Below are 17503 nucleotides of genomic sequence, written 5' to 3'. Positions count from 1 at the left end.
AAAGGAAACGTCCCCTTGGTTTACTTCAAATACTGCTCCTCATATCCATAACTCCTTAAAGCATCAGCTTTTTCCTTCGTAAATCTACTTAACAAGGCTTGTTTGATTTCTGAAGAATAGCCAGCATAGTATATGTCTACTTTTGATCTTTCATCATATAGAGCTGTTATTAAGTCAGGAATTGTGGTTTTGTCTTTATAGTTTATTATCATCTTTTTTGCTCCATTAGCTCCATGCTGTACAGCCATGGACCAAAATGTATTCCTTAAAGCAAAACTTTTATTTAGCATAGGTGTAAAATCAAATTCAGGCTTTAAGTACTTTAAAAGCGTATCGTAGTAGCTTATTTTTATGTATTTATGTTGAACAGCGAAAAACTCGTCATAAGAATCTGTAGCGATCTTCACCCAGGCTTTATCAAAATTATCTCCAAATCCACTCTCAACTCCTATAGCGGTATCCTGAAGCATAGCAGCATTAAGAGCATTGTAGAAGGCTGGATTTTCATTCTTTAGCCAAAGCAAGAAGGCTGACAAAGATCCCATTTTAGAAGAAAGCTGCCAAGGACCATAGGATTTTCCACCTTTATCCCATTCATTGTTTGATATGGTCTCCGGACCTCTATAAGCTCCTATTTCATAGGTTTCAGATAAGTTACCTAAATATTCATCCCCTGAAGTATCTTCTAAGATATCTAAGAATCTTGTAACATAACCCTTTAATATGGTTCCTGATTTATTGTATCTAACATAATATAGTCCCTTTGTCCTATTTAATATATCTATGGGAGTAAATGCAGGTATCTGCACACTATATGGGGCATTTATATCTGCCTCACTCCTTAAATTCAGAGCAGATTTTTGAACTACAGCCCTTACAGAATCCCTTTGTCCCATATTGGAAGATACCATGGATATGTCATAGATATCAACTATTCCATCCTTATTAAGGTCATATTCTGAATTATTCTTATTGTAATATGTAGAAATCAATGCTATGTCTTTAGCGTCTACTACACCATCCTTATTTAAATCTCCTACTATAGCAGCGCTAACATCTATACTTGTCCCTATAATTAGCTTTAGGCATAAAAAAGAAAAAGTATATATGATAAAAACAAAAATCTTATTTATATTTTTTCTCTGCACCCCTTCATCCTCCTCTTTTTATTCTAACCCTATTATAATGCAAATGAAAATTCAGTTCAATAAAATAGAAAGGAAAAACCTATCCAATTTATAGAAAGGTCTACTTATATTAAGCAAATCTCCCTTTTATTTTGTTTACTAATGCTATTAACACTTTATCCTTTATTATAATTAATATTAATAAATATACTAAAGAACAAGCTCCTACCATTAAAGCAGAGGTTACAAGGGCACCCTTGTTAACAACAGCTCTTAAAACCATGTCTATAATTAAAAAGCTCAAGGATATAAATAGATATTTAAAATTATCAAAAGACAGTAATTTAAATTTTAATTTTAAATTCTTCCTTACATAAATATATTCAACAAGCACTAGTATGTAATTGCATAAGGCGGTAGTAGCCACTGCTGTATTTTCATTTAATAGGTTTAAACTTACTAGTATAAATTTAATGGCTAAGTTTAAAACTCCAAATCCTAGTATAACAGCTAGGAGATATTTCTCCTTTCTATGAACATATAAAATCTGATTAGTCATAATAGAATCTAATCCAATAACTATCATGTAAAAAGAAAATATCTTAAGGGTTCCCCCTGTACCTATATATTCACTTCCACCATATAAAACCACTATTTCATTAGCTAACACATAAATACCTAGGGCCGCTGGAAATAAAAAGGCCATTAGGGTTTTAGTGCTTTTATGAATAAGCTCTAAATAGCTCTCTTTATCTTCCTTAGATAGTATATTAGATAGTCTCGGTACTGTTACAAATACCACGGATAATATTACAGTATTTATTATGGTCATTATACTTTGAGATAAGGTATAGTTTGCTACGGAAGCTTCACCTATAAATCGTCCCAGCATTATCTTATCTAATTGGGTGTATAGTACATTACTATTAGACATTACCAAAACCATCAGCATATATTTTACATGCTTTTTTATCTTTAGGTCAGTAAAATCAAATTTAATATTTTTTGTAATATAACCAAAACTCGCTATATTATTTAAAAAAGTATATAAGGTGCTTAAAAAAACATAATTTAAGAAATCCTTTTGCGTTTTTACCATGGTAAAGATTAGCACTACATAAATAATCCTTATGATTATGGTTTTCTTGGTTATAAAATCAAAATTTTCTACTGCCTCTATAGCCCATTCTATATAAAATATATTAGATATCATATTGATGGTGAGTATAAGCAATACATTAAACATAGGAGTATTTCTAAAATATATAAAATCAAAGGCTATATAAACCGCAATCATCACAACATTAGAAATTAATCCTATAACAAAAAAACTTGCAAACAAACTTGAAAGCTTCTTTTTATCCTCTCTTACTCTGCTTATTTCCCTCAATGCATAACCATATATACCAAAGCTTGCAAAAATAAAGAAATAATTGAATATGGTATATCCATAATTATATCTCCCTATAAGCTCCTTAGATAAAACCCTATATACATAAGGTCCTATAATTATTGGAATTATAAGATTAAATACATTAAGCAATACCTTATAAAAGGCATTTTTAAACAAAGATTTACTCATAACAGACTCCTTCATGGTGATTTGTAAATTAATTTATGATAATATATTAATGATAATATAAATAGAAGGATGTGTCTACATGGAGCCGCTTATTTCCGTTATTATACCCTTATACAATTGTGAGAATTACATAGTGGAAACCTTAGAATCAGTAATAAATCAAAGCTATAAAAATCTTGAGATCCTAGTAGTGGATGATGGCAGTAAGGATAACTCGGCTCAAAAGGTAAAGGAGCTATCCTTGAAGGATTCTAGAATAAAATACATATATCAAAATAACTCTGGAGTATCCATGGCAAGAAATAAGGCTATAGAAGCTTCTACTGGAGAGTTTTTATCCTTTATAGATGCTGATGATTTGTGGAATCCATTAAAGATAGAAAAGCAATTAAATAAAATAATAGCCACTAAAAGCGATGTTTGCTATAGCAAGTTTACTAGATTAAATGAAAGTACTAAAACCTCAATAGAGCTAGATATGAATTTATTAGAAGGAAATATAAGCTTTCATGAGCTTTTAAATAAAAATTTTCCCCAAACCAGCACTTGGCTCATAAAAAAGTCTATATTAGCTCCTAGCATAGTCTTCACCCCTAAATGCAACTGGGGAGAGGATTTAGAATTCTTTTCTAAGGCACTGACCCTTGGAAAGGTATGTTCAATTTCTGAAGCTCTATCTACCTATAGACTTAGGGAAAGCGACTCCCTAACCTCTAATTATAATGTTAATTCTATGAAGTCCTCCCTAGCTACTTGGAAGAGGCTAAGAGCGTGGTTAAAGGATAACTCTCACCTAGCCCCTTTAAAAATTAAGGAAGGCGTAGATTTTATAGATAAGGTTAAAATACCTGAAGTGCTCATAGAGCTTACTTGGAATTGTTATAAGGATAAGGCTTTAAGGCCTGGATGTAAAGCAATTTTAAAGGAAGAAGAAAATATAGAATTTCTAAATAACATTAAATTTAGTCTTTCAAAGGAAGGACTTAAAAACTGGACAAAGCTATTTATAGCAAAAAACTGCTGAAGCCAGCAGTTTTTTTAATTCACAGTTCACAATGCACAATGCACAATTAGGGAGGATTTTTCTCCGCTTCTCTACGAAAAATCTATAATTATATTTTTTAGTGGCTCTACCACCATAAAAAAGCCGTGGCTAAGCATTAGCCACGCTTTACAAATTCTCAATTTTTTCGTAGTGTCAGCTGAGAAAAAATTTCCTTCATTGTGAATTGTGCACTGGTAGAGTAAGTCGGTGGCTAATCGCCACCTTCTCCTCATCAAACCGTGCGTGCGATTTTCCCGCACACGGCTTTCCGACATTCTTCTTTCTAAGGCATTACGACTTTAATAAGCTAGTTTCTTTAGTCCCATTTCTTTGAGTTTATTTACTACCTCTTTAATCCATCTATGTCGAGGTCTGTTTTGTTTCTTGCTATTATACCAAATGGTAAATCTTTGTATGATATACCAGTCTATTTTACTCAGCTGTTTGTTTGAGTATTTTAATTTATAGTAGTTTCTAAGTCCTACTATTTTCCTATTTATTATTTTGACTAATTCATACATTTCTTTCTTTAGATTTGCTCTGTTTCCTAAAACCTCTTTCACTTTCTTCTTCATATTGTCCATTGCCTTTTTACAGGGTATTTGTATTGTGGTGTTATATCTTTGTCCTTTCCTGCTTTCTATTTGGCTACGTCTATGATGAAATCCTAGAAAGTCAAATCCTTCTTTACCGTCCCACATATTCACAAATCTTGTTTTCTCTTTTAGGTCTGAAACCATAGGAATATTCCTTAAAATCTGCTTCAAATATAGGCTCGATAATTATTTTAGTAGCTGTTTGTACTATTCTATCCTTTATTATCGGTATTCCTAATGGTCTTTTCTTTCCATCTTTCTTGGGTATATATACTCTTTTAACTGGCTTAGGATTATAATGATTTTCTATTAATTCTTGCTGTATTTCTTTGAGAAGCTTGCTCTCTCCATATTCTACAACATCATCAATATAGATTTCATCTATTCCTCCAATTCCCTTATTGGCTTTTACTTGTTTCCATGCTTTCATTAAGATATCTTCTCTATATACTTTGTCATATAGAGCATGAAACTTTCGTCTCTTATTAGTCTTGGCACTTAGATATAGTTTCCTCTGAAGTTTTCGAGCTTTGTCTATGGTGTTGTTAGCTTTCGCATTCACTCACTCTTACCTCCTTTGAAAACTTGAATGAAGCAGAGTTCCTTCCCTATATGCAGTTTTGTTGTCTGCATAATCTTTGGTACTATGAACTCCTCCGACTCCTTCTCTGCTGAATAACAATTTCGCTTTTAACTTATATGTTTTCATTTTACGGCTTTCGCCGTGCAGAGGAAGGCCTCTCCAGTTCCAAACCATACTTTAAATACATGTCGTTTTCCCTATACCGAAGGATTCTTCGATGGTGCTATCCAAGTTCTTCCCATCTTCCGTGGTCTTCGCCCCAATGCACTAGGCTCGACTTCCTCTTTGTCTACTTTCGCAGTCTATGCTTACGATACGGCAAAATTCACTTTATGTTACGACCTGTATTTTCGCTCGCACCTTCTCAGGTACTTCACCCTCACGCTTCATACCCAGTATTTCTACTACGCATGGTGATTGGCTACTAGGCTTCTTGGCAATTACCTTGACTGGACTTTCACCAGTTAGCATGGTTCAGCTTAGCTGGACGCACTGCATTGTGCATTAAATAAAAGTTGCCACGCGACTTTTATTTATCTCCATACATATTGTTGTAATACTTTTGATATTCTCCAGAAGTGATGCTCTTCATCCATGCTCTGTTATTTAGATACCAGTCGATAGTCTTTTTTATGCCTTCTTCAAAGCAGGTTTCTGGCTCCCAGCCAAGCTCTTCCCTTATTTTGCTTGGATCTATGCCATATCTTCTGTCATGGCCTTTTCTATCCTCTACATAGGTTATTAAGTTCTCTGTTATGCTGCTGTCTACCTTTTCATTGAGATAGCTAATAACAGTTTTAACTATGGCTATATTTGTTCTTTCATTATGCCCCCCTACATTGTACACTTCTCCTAGCTTTCCATTACTAATTACCATATCTATAGCCTTGCAATGGTCTTCTACATATAGCCAATCTCTTATATTTAATCCATCGCCATATACAGGAAGATTTTTATGGTTTAGACAATTATTTATTAAAAGCGGTACTAATTTTTCTGGAAACTGATATGGTCCGTAATTATTAGAACATCTAGTTATGTTTACAGGCATTTTATAGGTGTCAAAATAAGCTTTAACCATGAAGTCTGCACTAGCCTTACTTGAGGAGTAAGGGCTATGAGGATCTAAAGGAGTAGTTTCCATAAAGAATCCTGTTTCCCCTAAGGAACCATAAACCTCGTCCGTAGAAACCTGAAGGTATTTCTTTCCTGTCTTCCAACATGCACCTTCTGGAGTATTTTCTTCCCAAAACTTCTTAGCCACATTTAAAAGAGTTACGGTACCTAGCACATTAGTTTGAGCAAAAACCTCTGGGTATTTTATACTTCTATCCACGTGAGATTCTGCAGCAAAGTTAACCACATAGTCTATGGAGTTTTCTTCAAAGATTTTTTCTATGAGTTCTTTATCACAGATATCTCCCTGCACAAAGGCATAATTTGAATTGTGCTCTAAAACCTTTAGGTTTTCTAGGTTTCCTGCATAAGTAAGCTTATCTAGATTAATTATTTTTATATCTTTATACTTGTTAAGCATATAATGAATAAAGTTTGAGCCTATAAAGCCAGCTCCGCCAGTTACTAAATAAGTCTTCATCTCTACACCCCTTTATAAGTAAATGGAATATCTAATTCCTTTAAGGTTTTCTGATTTTTATCCTTTTCTGAGAGTATAAGCTCCTCAATATTTTCCAAAGGCCATTTTACACCTATGGTTTCATCCTTCCATAGTAGCCCGCTATCATACTCTGGAGCATAATAATCCGTACATTTGTATGAAAATATGGCTTCCTCTGATAATACTAAAAATCCATGAGCAAAGCCTTCTGGCACATAGAATTGCCTTTTATTCTCCTCAGAAAGCAATACTCCTTCCCACTTACCAAAGGTAGGGGAGCCTTTTCTTAAGTCTACTGCCACATCAAAGACCTCACCTTGAATAACCCTAACCAGCTTTCCTTGGGTATGCTTGGTTTGGAAGTGAAGTCCTCTCAGTACTCCTTTTTTTGACTTAGATTCATTATCCTGAACAAAGTCCATGGTTAACCCGGCATCAAAAAACTCTTTTTTATTATAAGCTTCTATAAAATATCCTCTATGATCTCCAAAGACCTGAGGCTCTATTATGTATAAATCCTCTATGGAGGTTTCTATGAATTTGAATTTTGACATGATAATAGTCCCCTTTCTACTTTTCTGCTGCAACTCTCATCAAGTATTTGCCATACTCTGTTTTCAATAGGGGTTCAGCTAAATCTATTAGCTTTTCTTTGTTTATATAGCCCTTTCTATAAGCAATCTCTTCTATACAAGCCACGTATAAGCCTTGACGGGTTTGTATTGCCTCTACAAAGTTAGCTGCATCTAAAAGTCCTCTATGAGTTCCTGTGTCTAACCAGGCCATTCCTCTACCAAAAAGCTCTACCTTAAGCTTTCCTCTTTTTAGATACTCATTATTTACTGCGGTTATTTCTAACTCCCCTCTCTTAGATGGCTTTATGCTTTTAGCAATGGCTATAACATCGTTATCATAGAAATATAATCCTGGAACAGCATAATTAGACTTGGGTTCCTCTGGCTTTTCCTCTATGGAAAGTACATTATAATTTTTATCAAATTCTACTACACCGAATTCCTCCGGGTTGCTTACATGGTAACCAAAGATTGTAGCCCCTTCTTCTCTATTAGCAGCCCTGCTTAATCTTTCTGTAAAATTGTAGCCATAAAAAATATTATCTCCTAGCACTAGACATACCTTGTCATCACCAATGAATTCTTCCCCAATTATGAAGGCTTCAGCCAATCCTCTTGGCTCCTCCTGTATGGCATAAGAAAAATTTAAACCTATTTGAGCACCGTCTCCAAATAGTTCTTTAAAGCATTCTATATCTCTTGGAGTTGATATTATTAGTATATCCTTTATACCTGATAGCATAAGCACTGATAATGGATAATATATCATAGGCTTATCATATATAGGCAATATTTGCTTTGATACAGATTTAGTTATAGGATATAATCTTGTACCTGAACCTCCAGCTAGTATGATTCCCTTCATTATTGCGATACCTCCTTAATTGTGCATTACCTCGCGTGCTCGTCTCCAAAAAGCACCTTAAAGGTCTTAAATATAAGTTTTATATCTAACCAAGTGTTTCTATCTTGTACATATTTTAAATCTAGTTTCATCCAGTCCTCAAAGTCCACATCATTTCTTCCCATGACCTGCCAATAGCACGTAAGACCTGGTTTTGCGATAAGCTTTATCTTCATCCAGTCGTCAAATTTCTCTACTTCCTTTGGTAAATTAGGTCTTGGTCCTACGAAGGTCATTTCACCCTTGAGTATATTAAGCAGCTGCGGAAGCTCGTCCATACTAGTTTTTCTTATGAATCTTCCTACCTTGGTTATTCTTGGATCATCCTTTATTTTAAACATGGGACCAGACATTTCATTTTTTTCCTTCAATGCTCCTAGTCTTTCTTCAGCATCTACTATCATGGAACGAAATTTATACATGTAAAAAGGCACTCCATTTTTTCCTATACGTTTTTGTGCAAATATAATAGGTCCCTTGGAATCTAGCTTTATAGCCACACATAATACCAATAATAAAGGACTTATTAATACAAGTCCCACAAAAGAACCTACGATATCTATTAAACGTTTGATTAAAAAATAGCCCATGCCTCTCTTATAACCTTCCATATTGTTATATTCGTCATAATTAAAGTTTATATTTACTTGTTCCATATCAACATTCCTTTCCCACTATCCATAACTACTATTATATATCAATTTTTAAATTTTTTCATTGGAAATTGTAAACTTTATTGTATGAGGCTTATTTTTTTTGTATAATATCATAATGTAACTTATTATGTAGGGGACCAACTTCAACTATTAACTTATATGCCTCGAAATGATTTAAGGATATCATTTTGAAACATGTATAAGTTAAGCTTTCGTAGTGTTTCCCTATACTTCCAGTGAGGTGAAGTAAAATTGAAAAATATTCTATATTTACATACGGGTGCGGAACTCTATGGTGCCGATGTTATATTGCTAGAGCTCTTAAAGGGTCTTGACAGATCAAAATATAACCCTTATGTAATTTTACCTAATAATGGTCCTCTTGTAAACGAAATAAAAAAATTAAACATTAATGTGCTGGTAAAGGACTACCCCATTTTAAGGCGTCAGTTTTTTACTCCTTTAGGCATAATTAAATACTTAGGCGGCTTAATCCTAAGTTTAATTTGGATGTCTAGATTTATTTCTAAAAACCACATAGATATAATTCAATCAAATACCCTAGCAGTGTTAGAAGGAGGATTTCTACATATTATACGTAGGAAACCACATATTTGGCACGTCCATGAGATTATAAAAAGCCCAAATTTCCTAAGGGTCTTTTATAGAAAATTCGTACCAGTGGCTTGTACAAAGGTGTTATGTGTATCAAAGGCTGTTAAAAATAATCTAAGTTCAAAAAACAACAAGCATAATAACAAGCTAGTGGTAGTACATAATGGAATAAACATAGAAAAATTTAAGCCTTTCAAGGATAACAATATAAGAGAGGAGCTTAATCTACCTGGTGATGAAATTTTAGTTGGTATGATCGGAAGGGTTAATAATATAAAAGGTCAAGGCTTTCTACTAGATGTTGCCCGGGAAATATGCAAAAAACATGACAATGTAAGCTTTTTAATGGTAGGAGATGCTTTTTCTGGTCAAGAAAAGCTTATGGAGGACTTAGTTGAAGCTAGCAAATGTCCTTCTTTAAAGGGCAAGGTATACATAGAAGGCTTCCGAAAGGATACCCCAAGTATCTATAACAATTTAGATATCTTTGTACTTCCATCTATAAAACCTGACTCCTTCCCTACAGTAGTGCTAGAGGCTATGAGCACAGGGCTTCCCATTGTAGCTAATGTAACCGGTGGGGTAAAAGAAATGGTGAAGGATTCCGTTAATGGATTCTTAATTTCTGATATAGATAGAAGTAAAATGGCTAAAAAGCTAAATACCCTTATAGAAAATACAGAGCTAAGAGATCGCTTTGGTAAAATGTCTAGAAGAATCATAGAAGAAAATTTTACCTCAGGAGTTTTTCATAAAAAGATTAATAGATTATATGAAGAAGTTTAATCAATGCACTTTTTCAATGCACAATTGTGGTAGATTTTTCTCTGCTTACGCTGCGAAAAATCTTGAAATATAAAATCATCAAAGCAAAGCTTTGATGATTTATTAAAAAAGGTCATGCCAAGGCATGACCTTTTAAATTTTCAATTTTTTCAGCTATAGCTGAAAAAATATCCTTCATTGTGAACTGTGCATTGTGAATTGTGCATTATCTAAGATTACCTCTAAATAATTAGAGACCATCCTCTCTACATTCTGCTCTTTTCCCAGCTTTAGGGCTTCTTCTGACATTTTCTTATACAACTTTCTATCTGCATATATTTTATCCATAAATTCTAGGATCTTATCCCTGTAATTATGGGACATATCCATAACTAAGCCCTGTTTATAGTCCTCCATGATTTCTGATATGCCGCAATTAGTGGATACTATGGCAGGAAGTCCAAAGCAGAACCCTTCTAGTACAGCCATGTTAAAGGTATCTGAGTGACTTAGAGCTATGGATAAATCATAGTTCTTGTAGGCTTCCATGAGTTTTTCCTTGCTTAAGGTACCTTTATAATTTATATATGAGGCTTCTTTATTAATTTTAAGACTTTTAAAATACTCAAGAGTCTCCTCTTCGTCATAACCTCCATATATATCTATGAATACCTTATAGGGTTTATTTTGAGTATTTATGTAGTTTATTATTTCTTCAGTCTCAAAAACTCCCTTAATCTTCTTCAATCCCCCCGATAGAATAATCTTAATCTTATCATCCTTTAACTCTTTCGGTTCATGACTAATGGTTTTTGCATCAAAGCCGCTATGAGCCACATAAATAGGCTTCTTTCGGCCGTAGGTATTAAGGATTTGTTTTTTTAATAAACTTGATACAGCTATTATATTATCAAAATTTTTAATCAGAATCCCTTCAGCCTTGTGGTAGTTTTTGTTTTCTATTTTTGCATACTTATCCTCTATTTTTCTTAAACCATGGCTCATAAGAAAATATTTATGTTTTCTATTCAACTTGCTCAATATTAACGTAATCATAGGAAACTTGAGGCCATTGCCATTTATCACAAATATTTTATCTCTTCCTCTGATTATATTCTTAAAAATATAGTTAATAGCCCTCTTTGAATCTCCTTTAAAGGTCTCTGGAGAAATTATCTGAATTGAACAACTTTCGCTATTTTTTGATATGCCTTCCGTTAAATTATTAAATATATTCACCGGTCCATTAAAAATATTAGTTCCATTGTGCCAGCCTATAAAAAATATATTTTTCATAAACCTTCTCTCCTTTAGTTCTATGTATAGATTTTCTTAATATAAGTTTCAAAAATCTAAGTCCCCCTTTGCCTTCAAAATTTCTAGGATAAAACGTATTAAGCCATAGAATTCTGCTTCTAAGGAATGTAGATTTTTATTTAGAACTTACGTCCCCATAATTTAAAGAGCATTCTGACTCTCAAGCACAAAAAGTCAGAATGCTCCTATAGGTAACTACGAGGGAAATATTTCACGCAAAAAATTATTTTTTGCTAGAAAATATGTAGATAAGAAAATCATGGATATCTTTGGGAATTCAATCCAATTATCTAATAATAATATACCTAAAAAATAGATAATAGTCAACTTATTAATATCATTTCCTTTAATAAATAATTTAATAAAAAATAACATAAAGGCAAAAAAACCTATAATTCCAAACTCACCCATAATACTTGTGTACTGCGAAACAGGTTGTTCTGTAATACTTATACCATATTCGGCAAAAATTGACGGTTTTATATATTTATCTGTATATTCACTGATTAAGGGTTTAAAATAGGGTTTTCCATAACTATACCAAGAAACATAATAGCCTGAAGCTGTTAATGCGGCTCTTGAAGAATAATTTCCCACTCCATTACCTATGGCTAAAAATTTCAAATCTTGATAAGGTAAGATTAAGAAGGTATTTTCATAGGCTTGCAGCTTCTTTATTCTGACCTTTCTATAGGCTGAATTGGTAACAGTTTTTACAAGATCGCTTTTTACCCAAGGATCTGCGGTTATCCAAAAAGCTCCTAATAAAAATAAGGTCAAGGCTAACAGCCCTACTTTTAGTTTTGGAACCTTTACATATATCAAGGTATAAAGGAATAAAGAAAATATAAAAATTAGGGTTAAAGATACTGATACCGTAGAAATTGCTCCCAAAAAACATACTACAGCAAATATTATGTATTTTCTTTGTTTTCTATTCCTATAATCATAAAAATATTTCATAAAGCCAAATATGAAGAGATTAAAGAGGGTTGGCCCCTGACTCACTCCTAAGGTTCCTATGGACCAGTCTCCTATAAGCTGTGTTAGTATATAGCTAAATCTTAAAGGTATAAATACAACTAAATATATGATCTGCAATAATATTATAGTATTAAAGCTAAGGTCCACTTCTTTGCTATAATTCCTATTAGAATATTTATACACTATAAACATGGCAATAAACACAAAGTAGTATATGATAAAAAATAGTATCTTTTGAATAGGTACTCTATTTAAAAATATATTAAGCAGCAAAAATATTGTCCAAAATGTAAATGAATATTTAAAGGACTTAGTTTTATAAAAATCGTATTTCTTTCTTCTCGCATAGGATATTATTAAAAAGCACAAAAAAAACAATCCTGTGAATCCTATAATAATAAAATTATCAGGAAGTATTACACAATAGATAGATAGGTTTAAAAGCATTCTATCTAAGGTAATTTGCTTCTTATACACCTGATAGCCTTTATATATTATTAAAGCCACGAAAGGTATATAAACTAGATTAAATTTATCTGTTAATGCGATTATAGGGAAAAGAGGCAAAAAAGCTAAAAAATCTAAATGATGTATTCTCAATTCTCTATAAGCCTTGATCAATGTTGATTTCAAAGTAGGCACCTCCTGAAATTAATATACTTAATTCTATCACTAGTTTATAGCACATTTCAATTATGATATAATTAATTCATATATTTTTAAGAAAGAGTGATATGATTGGTTTTTAATTCTGTAATATTCTTTATAACATTTATTTTTATGGCCTTTTTATACCATTTAGCTCCTAGATTTATAAAGCTTATAATCCTAGCACTATTTAATATTTATTTTTATATCTTTGCCATGGGGAATAAATTCTACATGATAATCATAACAAGCCTCATTGTTTACCTCATGGGAATTTTAATAGAAACCTTAAAAAATAAAAAAGTTAGTTCTATATTTTTATTTATGTTTTTATCCGGACTTATTTTATCTTTAATTTACTTTAAATACTACAATTTTATAAGACTTAATACAAAGGCCTTTTTAACACTTCCTGAGAAGTCTATAATAGCTCCTATAGGCATATCCTTCTATACCCTTCAAGCCATAAGCTATTTAGTTGACATATATAAGGGAAGGCTTAGAGCGGAAAAAAATCCTATTATATTTTTTAATTATATATGTTTTTTTGGAACAATACTATCCGGTCCTATAGAAAGAGCAGAAAAATTTATTCCTCAGGTAAGAAATTTAAAACCCTTTTCTTTAGAAGGCAGCTTTGAAGCTTTAGGTATAATACTATGGGGCTTGTTTAAGAAAGTGGTTATAGCAGATAGATTAGGACGATATGTGGATGTAATCTATGGAAATCCTTATGGTTATAGCTCACTTCCTGTATTTTTAGCTTTTTTACTCTATGCCCTACAGCTCTATGCGGATTTTTCCGGCTATAGCTCCATGGCCTTAGGCTTTAGTAAAATTTTAGGCATAGATATTATTAATAATTTTAACTTTCCCTACTTTTCTAAAAGCGTCAGGGAGTTTTGGAAGCGCTGGCATATATCCCTTTCATCCTTCTTTAGGGACTATGTATATATTCCTCTAGGAGGAAACAGAGGTGGAGAGCTTAAAAAATATAGAAATAACTTAATAGTGTTTTTGCTAAGCGGCATATGGCATGGTGCTAACTGGACCTTCATCTTTTGGGGAGTGCTCCATGGTTTATATATAATAACAGAAAATATTCTGGATAAAGCCTTTAATTACTCAAAAAAAATAAGCTCACTAATTAGAATTATAATAACCTATATCTTAGTAAATTTTGCTTGGGTATTCTTTAGAGCTGATTCTATAAGACAAGGCCTACACCTTATAAAAGCTTCTACTTGGAGGGAACCAAATACCATTACCTCCATTTTATCCATAATAAATATAAATCAATTTATTTTAGTTCTTGTACTTATATTCTTAATGTTTTTATATGAATACTTATTGTTTAAAGAATATGATGTTAAGATACCTGCCATCAGAGTATTTGCTTATATAATTATGCTAACTGGCATAGTACTTTTAGGCGAAGCCTCTCAAAGCCAGTTTATATACTTCAAATTTTAAGGGAGGAGAAAGCTCTTATGAAGAAAGCTAGAAACTATAAGAAGATAATCTTAATGATTATAGTGTTATTTTCCTGTATAGAGCTTATAGGATTGAATTTTAAGGACTTTGGTAGATTGACCCTTGCTTTAAACAGATCTAAATACTATTATGGTGATTTATATGAAATGTCTAAGCTATGGCGTTTTAAAGATAATCTGTACGTTAATAATTCCCCTTACAAAAACCCAGCTTTAGAAGATGCAGATATCATTACCTTGGGAGATTCCTTCCTTGAAACTAATTTTGAAACTATGAGGCTGCCACATTTGATCGCAGGTGAAACGGGAAAAAAGGTTTTTCATGTTTCACGCAATGATTTTTCGAAATATAATGATAACCCAGTGGAGTATCTAAAAAAAGTTAATTATAAAAAAACTAAGGAACAAAAATATTTAATTTTAGAAACCTCTGAAAGATATGCCTTAGAAAGGAGCACTACCATAGCTGAAAGCATCTTTGGTGCCCAAGTTCCTGAAAAAGAAGCTGTTTCTAAGGATTTAACTGCTAAAGTAAAAGAATCAATTGATCAGGATAATCTTAAATATCTATTCTACAATAACTGGCTCATTGCACCTTTTGCTAATCTAGGCAAAAACTTTAGATTTGAGGTGTTAAAGGAAATCAACAGTGGAACGCCAAAATACAGCAAAGATCCTGCAATGCTATTTTTCGTAGAAGACGTGAATTTTAATAATCTACCTATTTCAGATGATATCATAAACATTTATGCTAATAATCTAAAATTTATAAGAGATTATCTTCTAAAAGAATATAACCTAGAGCTGATTTACGTAGTAATGCCTACAAAATACTCTATTTATGGCAAATATACAGAAGATTATAAGCCCTATAACAACTTCATTCCTAGAGCTATAGCTGCTATGAAAAAATACGATATAAATACCTTTGATAGCTATAGTCTTTATGTAGAAGAAGAAAAAAATAGTAAAGAGTTACTTTACTACAAGGGAGATAGTCATTTTACTAAAAAGGGCAAGGACTTAATTTTAAAAGAGATTCTTAAATTTTTGAAATGATACTTATTCAATGCACAATTCACAATTCACAGTGCACAATTTATGGGGATTTTTCTCCGTTGCCCTACGAGAAATCTGGCAAAAACAAAGCCCTAGCTTTGTTTTTGCTTTTTAATTTAAGTGTTAATATTATTTATAATATTAACACTTAAATAAACTCCACATTGCAAGTCCATCTACCGTTTTTGTGACAAAACAAAAAGGGTGTGAGATCACCCTTTACACTACCCATAGCATCTGATATAGACTTTTTGTAACAAAACAAAAATCGGTGGCTCCTCTCAAAATAAAGAGAACCGCTATTTCTAACGATTCTCCCTATATGGCATTATTTTTTTCTTCCACCTAATTTTTTCTTAGTCTCAGCAAGGAAAAACTTTCCTTTATTGTAAATTATGTATTTAAAAAAATCTTTTCATATTCATCCACAATAAAATCCCAAGAATAGTGCTTAATAACTCTTTCCTTGGCTTTTTGTCCTAGTTCTTCTCTTTCTTCTTCTGTTAAATTGTCTACCTTTTCAATAAGGGTAGCTAGGTTTCTTTCTTCCTTAGAGAAGTATAGTGCTCCCTCTTCCCCTACTTCTTTATTAAATACCACATTTAATAGCAGGTTTACCTTGGTGCTGCCTAAGGCTTCTAATAGAGAAGGGTTAGTTCCACCCACCTCATGTCCATGGATATAACCACAGGCTAGCTCTCTTACTTTCTTTAACAGCTCCTCTTCATAAAGAGTGCCCACAAATTTTATTCTAGAATCCTTATGAAAATTGGTGTTTTCCTGTAAGGTCTTATAAAATCCATTTTCTTCTTTGTTGCTTATTATGACTAAATCCTTTTTAGTCTTTGACTTCATGAACTCAGAAATTATGGTTTCATAATTATTTTCAGGCACAAAGCGACCTACCACAAGATAATATTCTTGAGGTTTTATGTTAAACTCATTAAACCATTTTACTAATTTTTCGTCCTTATCTGCTAATGAAGACTGGCCAACCTCTGAGCCATAGGCGATATATGTAGTGTTTGGGTTATAATTTGCATAGGTTTCTTTTATGTATTTTTCTATGGCCTTGGAATCGCAGATAGCTAAATCCGTATTTTTAATCATGAGCTTTTCTGACAGCTTCCAATACTTTTTAATAGCGTTATTCCACTTTCCTCTCATCCACTCATGACCATCTGGGTTAACATATACCTTTACTCCTAGTCTTTCAAGCTTTCTTTTATAATAGCCCATAAAAGGTCCTATCCTGCAGGCAAGTATATAAACCAAACAAGGTTCTCCTTTTATGTTCTTTATGTATTTTATACATCTTCTTAAGCTTAGCACATCGTACAAAACTGCTTTAGCACTACCTATTTGAGGTACATTAACATTAAAGCACTGAGCTCCGTTATACTCAAAGGTATCTTCATTATCTGATATACAGGATATATAATATTTTATATCCTTATTCTTTCTATAGGTTACTAATTTGTCTACAAAGGTCTCAAAGCCCCCATAATTTGCTGGTATGCCTTTAGAACCTATAATAAATATGTTCTTCATATAATCCTTCCTTCATTAAGCTTCCATTGTAACATTGCATATTCTTATATCAAACTGTGGATTTATTATATCCTCAGTTTCTATTATAAATTTAAAGGCAGAGGTAGTTTGGGCTGCTAGGTTTAAGCCTTCTGATACCTTCTTAATAGCTTGAGGAATACCTAAATGATTTCTAAAAACAATCTTAAAGGCTCCTAGCTCCGCATTTCTTTCAGCGCTATTGCTTATTAATAAAATTATATAAGCTTTACCTTGCTCATCTATGTCTTTTCTAAATACATTTAAAGACACCTGGTCTTTTACTAATGGAGGCATTTCTTTAATATCTTTTTCTATTATAGTTCTTTCTTCAAAGGTTAAAGCTTCATCTAAATAACTAATATTG

Annotated in this window: 16 protein-coding genes; 4 read left to right on the top strand and 12 right to left on the bottom strand. The window is 32.6% G+C overall.

Annotated features, from left to right (window positions below; genetic code table 11):
• Positions 1 to 20: 20 nt before the first annotated feature.
• Both BN2665_RS07355 and BN2665_RS07350 read right to left on the bottom strand, forming a co-directional pair.
• Positions 21 to 1148, bottom strand: a complete 1128-nt coding sequence (locus BN2665_RS07355) for a VgrG-related protein (protein ID WP_055666472.1) — start codon at positions 1146 to 1148, stop codon at positions 21 to 23.
• Between the two features lie 109 nt (positions 1149 to 1257).
• Complete coding sequence (locus tag BN2665_RS07350) at positions 1258 to 2709, bottom strand: oligosaccharide flippase family protein (protein ID WP_055666471.1); 1452 nt, start codon at positions 2707 to 2709, stop codon at positions 1258 to 1260.
• Positions 2710 to 2788: 79 nt separating this feature from the next.
• Between BN2665_RS07350 and BN2665_RS07345 the strand changes: the two genes are divergently transcribed.
• Positions 2789 to 3733 (top strand): glycosyltransferase family 2 protein, encoded by a 945-nt coding sequence (locus BN2665_RS07345; protein ID WP_055666470.1) that lies wholly within the window; start codon positions 2789 to 2791, stop codon positions 3731 to 3733.
• Positions 3734 to 4053: 320 nt separating this feature from the next.
• Here the strand turns inward: BN2665_RS07345 and BN2665_RS27550 are convergent, their stop codons facing one another.
• From BN2665_RS27550 to BN2665_RS07320, 6 genes are all read right to left on the bottom strand, one after another.
• On the bottom strand, positions 4054 to 4455 hold the full coding sequence (locus BN2665_RS27550; protein WP_242865920.1) for a group II intron maturase-specific domain-containing protein: 402 nt from the start codon (positions 4453 to 4455) through the stop codon (positions 4054 to 4056).
• Positions 4442 to 4912, bottom strand: coding sequence for a reverse transcriptase family protein (locus BN2665_RS27545; RefSeq protein WP_242865919.1), 471 nt, complete (start codon positions 4910 to 4912; stop codon positions 4442 to 4444). The genes BN2665_RS27550 and BN2665_RS27545 overlap by 14 nt, the downstream gene beginning before the upstream one ends.
• Before the next feature lie 550 nt (positions 4913 to 5462).
• Positions 5463 to 6530, bottom strand: a complete 1068-nt coding sequence (gene rfbB / locus BN2665_RS07335) for a dTDP-glucose 4,6-dehydratase (RefSeq protein WP_055666469.1) — start codon at positions 6528 to 6530, stop codon at positions 5463 to 5465.
• A 2-nt stretch (positions 6531 to 6532) separates the two neighbouring features.
• Entirely contained in the window at positions 6533 to 7105 is a 573-nt protein-coding gene (gene rfbC / locus BN2665_RS07330; RefSeq protein WP_055666468.1) for a dTDP-4-dehydrorhamnose 3,5-epimerase, read from the bottom strand.
• Between the two features lie 16 nt (positions 7106 to 7121).
• The gene (gene rfbA, locus BN2665_RS07325; RefSeq protein WP_055666467.1) at positions 7122 to 7991 is read right to left on the bottom strand and encodes a glucose-1-phosphate thymidylyltransferase RfbA; all 870 of its coding nucleotides are present in this window, start codon (positions 7989 to 7991) and stop codon (positions 7122 to 7124) included.
• 26 nt (positions 7992 to 8017) lie between these two features.
• Positions 8018 to 8686 (bottom strand): sugar transferase, encoded by a 669-nt coding sequence (locus BN2665_RS07320; RefSeq protein ID WP_055666466.1) that lies wholly within the window; start codon positions 8684 to 8686, stop codon positions 8018 to 8020.
• A 252-nt stretch (positions 8687 to 8938) separates the two neighbouring features.
• On the opposite strand from BN2665_RS07320, the gene BN2665_RS07315 reads away from it, so the two are divergent.
• Positions 8939 to 10087: a glycosyltransferase family 4 protein gene (locus BN2665_RS07315; RefSeq protein ID WP_055666465.1), complete on the top strand. Its 1149-nt coding sequence runs from the start codon at positions 8939 to 8941 to the stop codon at positions 10085 to 10087.
• Positions 10088 to 10261: 174 nt separating this feature from the next.
• Here the strand turns inward: BN2665_RS07315 and BN2665_RS07310 are convergent, their stop codons facing one another.
• Entirely contained in the window at positions 10262 to 11362 is a 1101-nt protein-coding gene (locus BN2665_RS07310) for a glycosyltransferase family 4 protein (protein ID WP_055666464.1), read from the bottom strand.
• Between the two features lie 216 nt (positions 11363 to 11578).
• The gene (locus BN2665_RS07305; RefSeq protein ID WP_055666463.1) at positions 11579 to 13000 is read right to left on the bottom strand and encodes a hypothetical protein; all 1422 of its coding nucleotides are present in this window, start codon (positions 12998 to 13000) and stop codon (positions 11579 to 11581) included.
• 249 nt (positions 13001 to 13249) lie between these two features.
• Here BN2665_RS07305 and BN2665_RS07300 point away from each other — a divergent pair, with 249 nt between their 5' ends.
• Positions 13250 to 14488, top strand: a complete 1239-nt coding sequence (locus BN2665_RS07300) for an MBOAT family O-acyltransferase (RefSeq protein WP_195892677.1) — start codon at positions 13250 to 13252, stop codon at positions 14486 to 14488.
• Between the two features lie 17 nt (positions 14489 to 14505).
• The gene (locus BN2665_RS07295; RefSeq protein WP_055666461.1) at positions 14506 to 15567 is read left to right on the top strand and encodes an alginate O-acetyltransferase AlgX-related protein; all 1062 of its coding nucleotides are present in this window, start codon (positions 14506 to 14508) and stop codon (positions 15565 to 15567) included.
• Positions 15568 to 15960: 393 nt separating this feature from the next.
• On the opposite strand, the gene cps2T is transcribed toward BN2665_RS07295, so the two are convergent.
• The gene (gene cps2T / locus BN2665_RS07290) at positions 15961 to 17118 is read right to left on the bottom strand and encodes a beta 1-4 rhamnosyltransferase Cps2T (RefSeq protein ID WP_055666460.1); all 1158 of its coding nucleotides are present in this window, start codon (positions 17116 to 17118) and stop codon (positions 15961 to 15963) included.
• A gap of 15 nt (positions 17119 to 17133) precedes the next feature.
• The gene (locus BN2665_RS07285) at positions 17134 to 17499 is read right to left on the bottom strand and encodes an SLAP domain-containing protein (RefSeq protein ID WP_082435837.1); all 366 of its coding nucleotides are present in this window, start codon (positions 17497 to 17499) and stop codon (positions 17134 to 17136) included.
• Positions 17500 to 17503 lie beyond the last annotated feature (4 nt).

This window comes from Desnuesiella massiliensis (assembly GCF_001403615.1).
Taxonomy (GTDB): Bacteria; Bacillota; Clostridia; order Clostridiales; family Clostridiaceae; genus Desnuesiella; species Desnuesiella massiliensis.
This window is presented reverse-complemented; position numbering and strand designations above follow the sequence as displayed.

Bases quoted from the DNA above. Each gene is read 5' to 3' on its own strand.
- BN2665_RS07310 (WP_055666464.1), bottom strand. From the start codon at position 11,362: ATGAAAAATATATTTTTTATAGGCTGGCACAATGGAACTAATATTTTT.
- BN2665_RS07295 (WP_055666461.1), top strand. From the start codon at position 14,506: ATGAAGAAAGCTAGAAACTATAAGAAGATAATCTTAATGATTATAGTG.
- BN2665_RS07320 (WP_055666466.1), bottom strand. From the start codon at position 8,686: ATGGAACAAGTAAATATAAACTTTAATTATGACGAATATAACAATATG.
- BN2665_RS07350 (WP_055666471.1), bottom strand. From the start codon at position 2,709: ATGAGTAAATCTTTGTTTAAAAATGCCTTTTATAAGGTATTGCTTAAT.
- rfbB (WP_055666469.1), bottom strand. From the start codon at position 6,530: ATGAAGACTTATTTAGTAACTGGCGGAGCTGGCTTTATAGGCTCAAAC.
- BN2665_RS07345 (WP_055666470.1), top strand. From the start codon at position 2,789: ATGGAGCCGCTTATTTCCGTTATTATACCCTTATACAATTGTGAGAAT.
- rfbC (WP_055666468.1), bottom strand. From the start codon at position 7,105: ATGTCAAAATTCAAATTCATAGAAACCTCCATAGAGGATTTATACATA.
- BN2665_RS07300 (WP_195892677.1), top strand. From the start codon at position 13,250: ATGATAATCATAACAAGCCTCATTGTTTACCTCATGGGAATTTTAATA.
- BN2665_RS27550 (WP_242865920.1), bottom strand. From the start codon at position 4,455: ATGTGGGACGGTAAAGAAGGATTTGACTTTCTAGGATTTCATCATAGA.
- rfbA (WP_055666467.1), bottom strand. From the start codon at position 7,991: ATGAAGGGAATCATACTAGCTGGAGGTTCAGGTACAAGATTATATCCT.
- cps2T (WP_055666460.1), bottom strand. From the start codon at position 17,118: ATGAAGAACATATTTATTATAGGTTCTAAAGGCATACCAGCAAATTAT.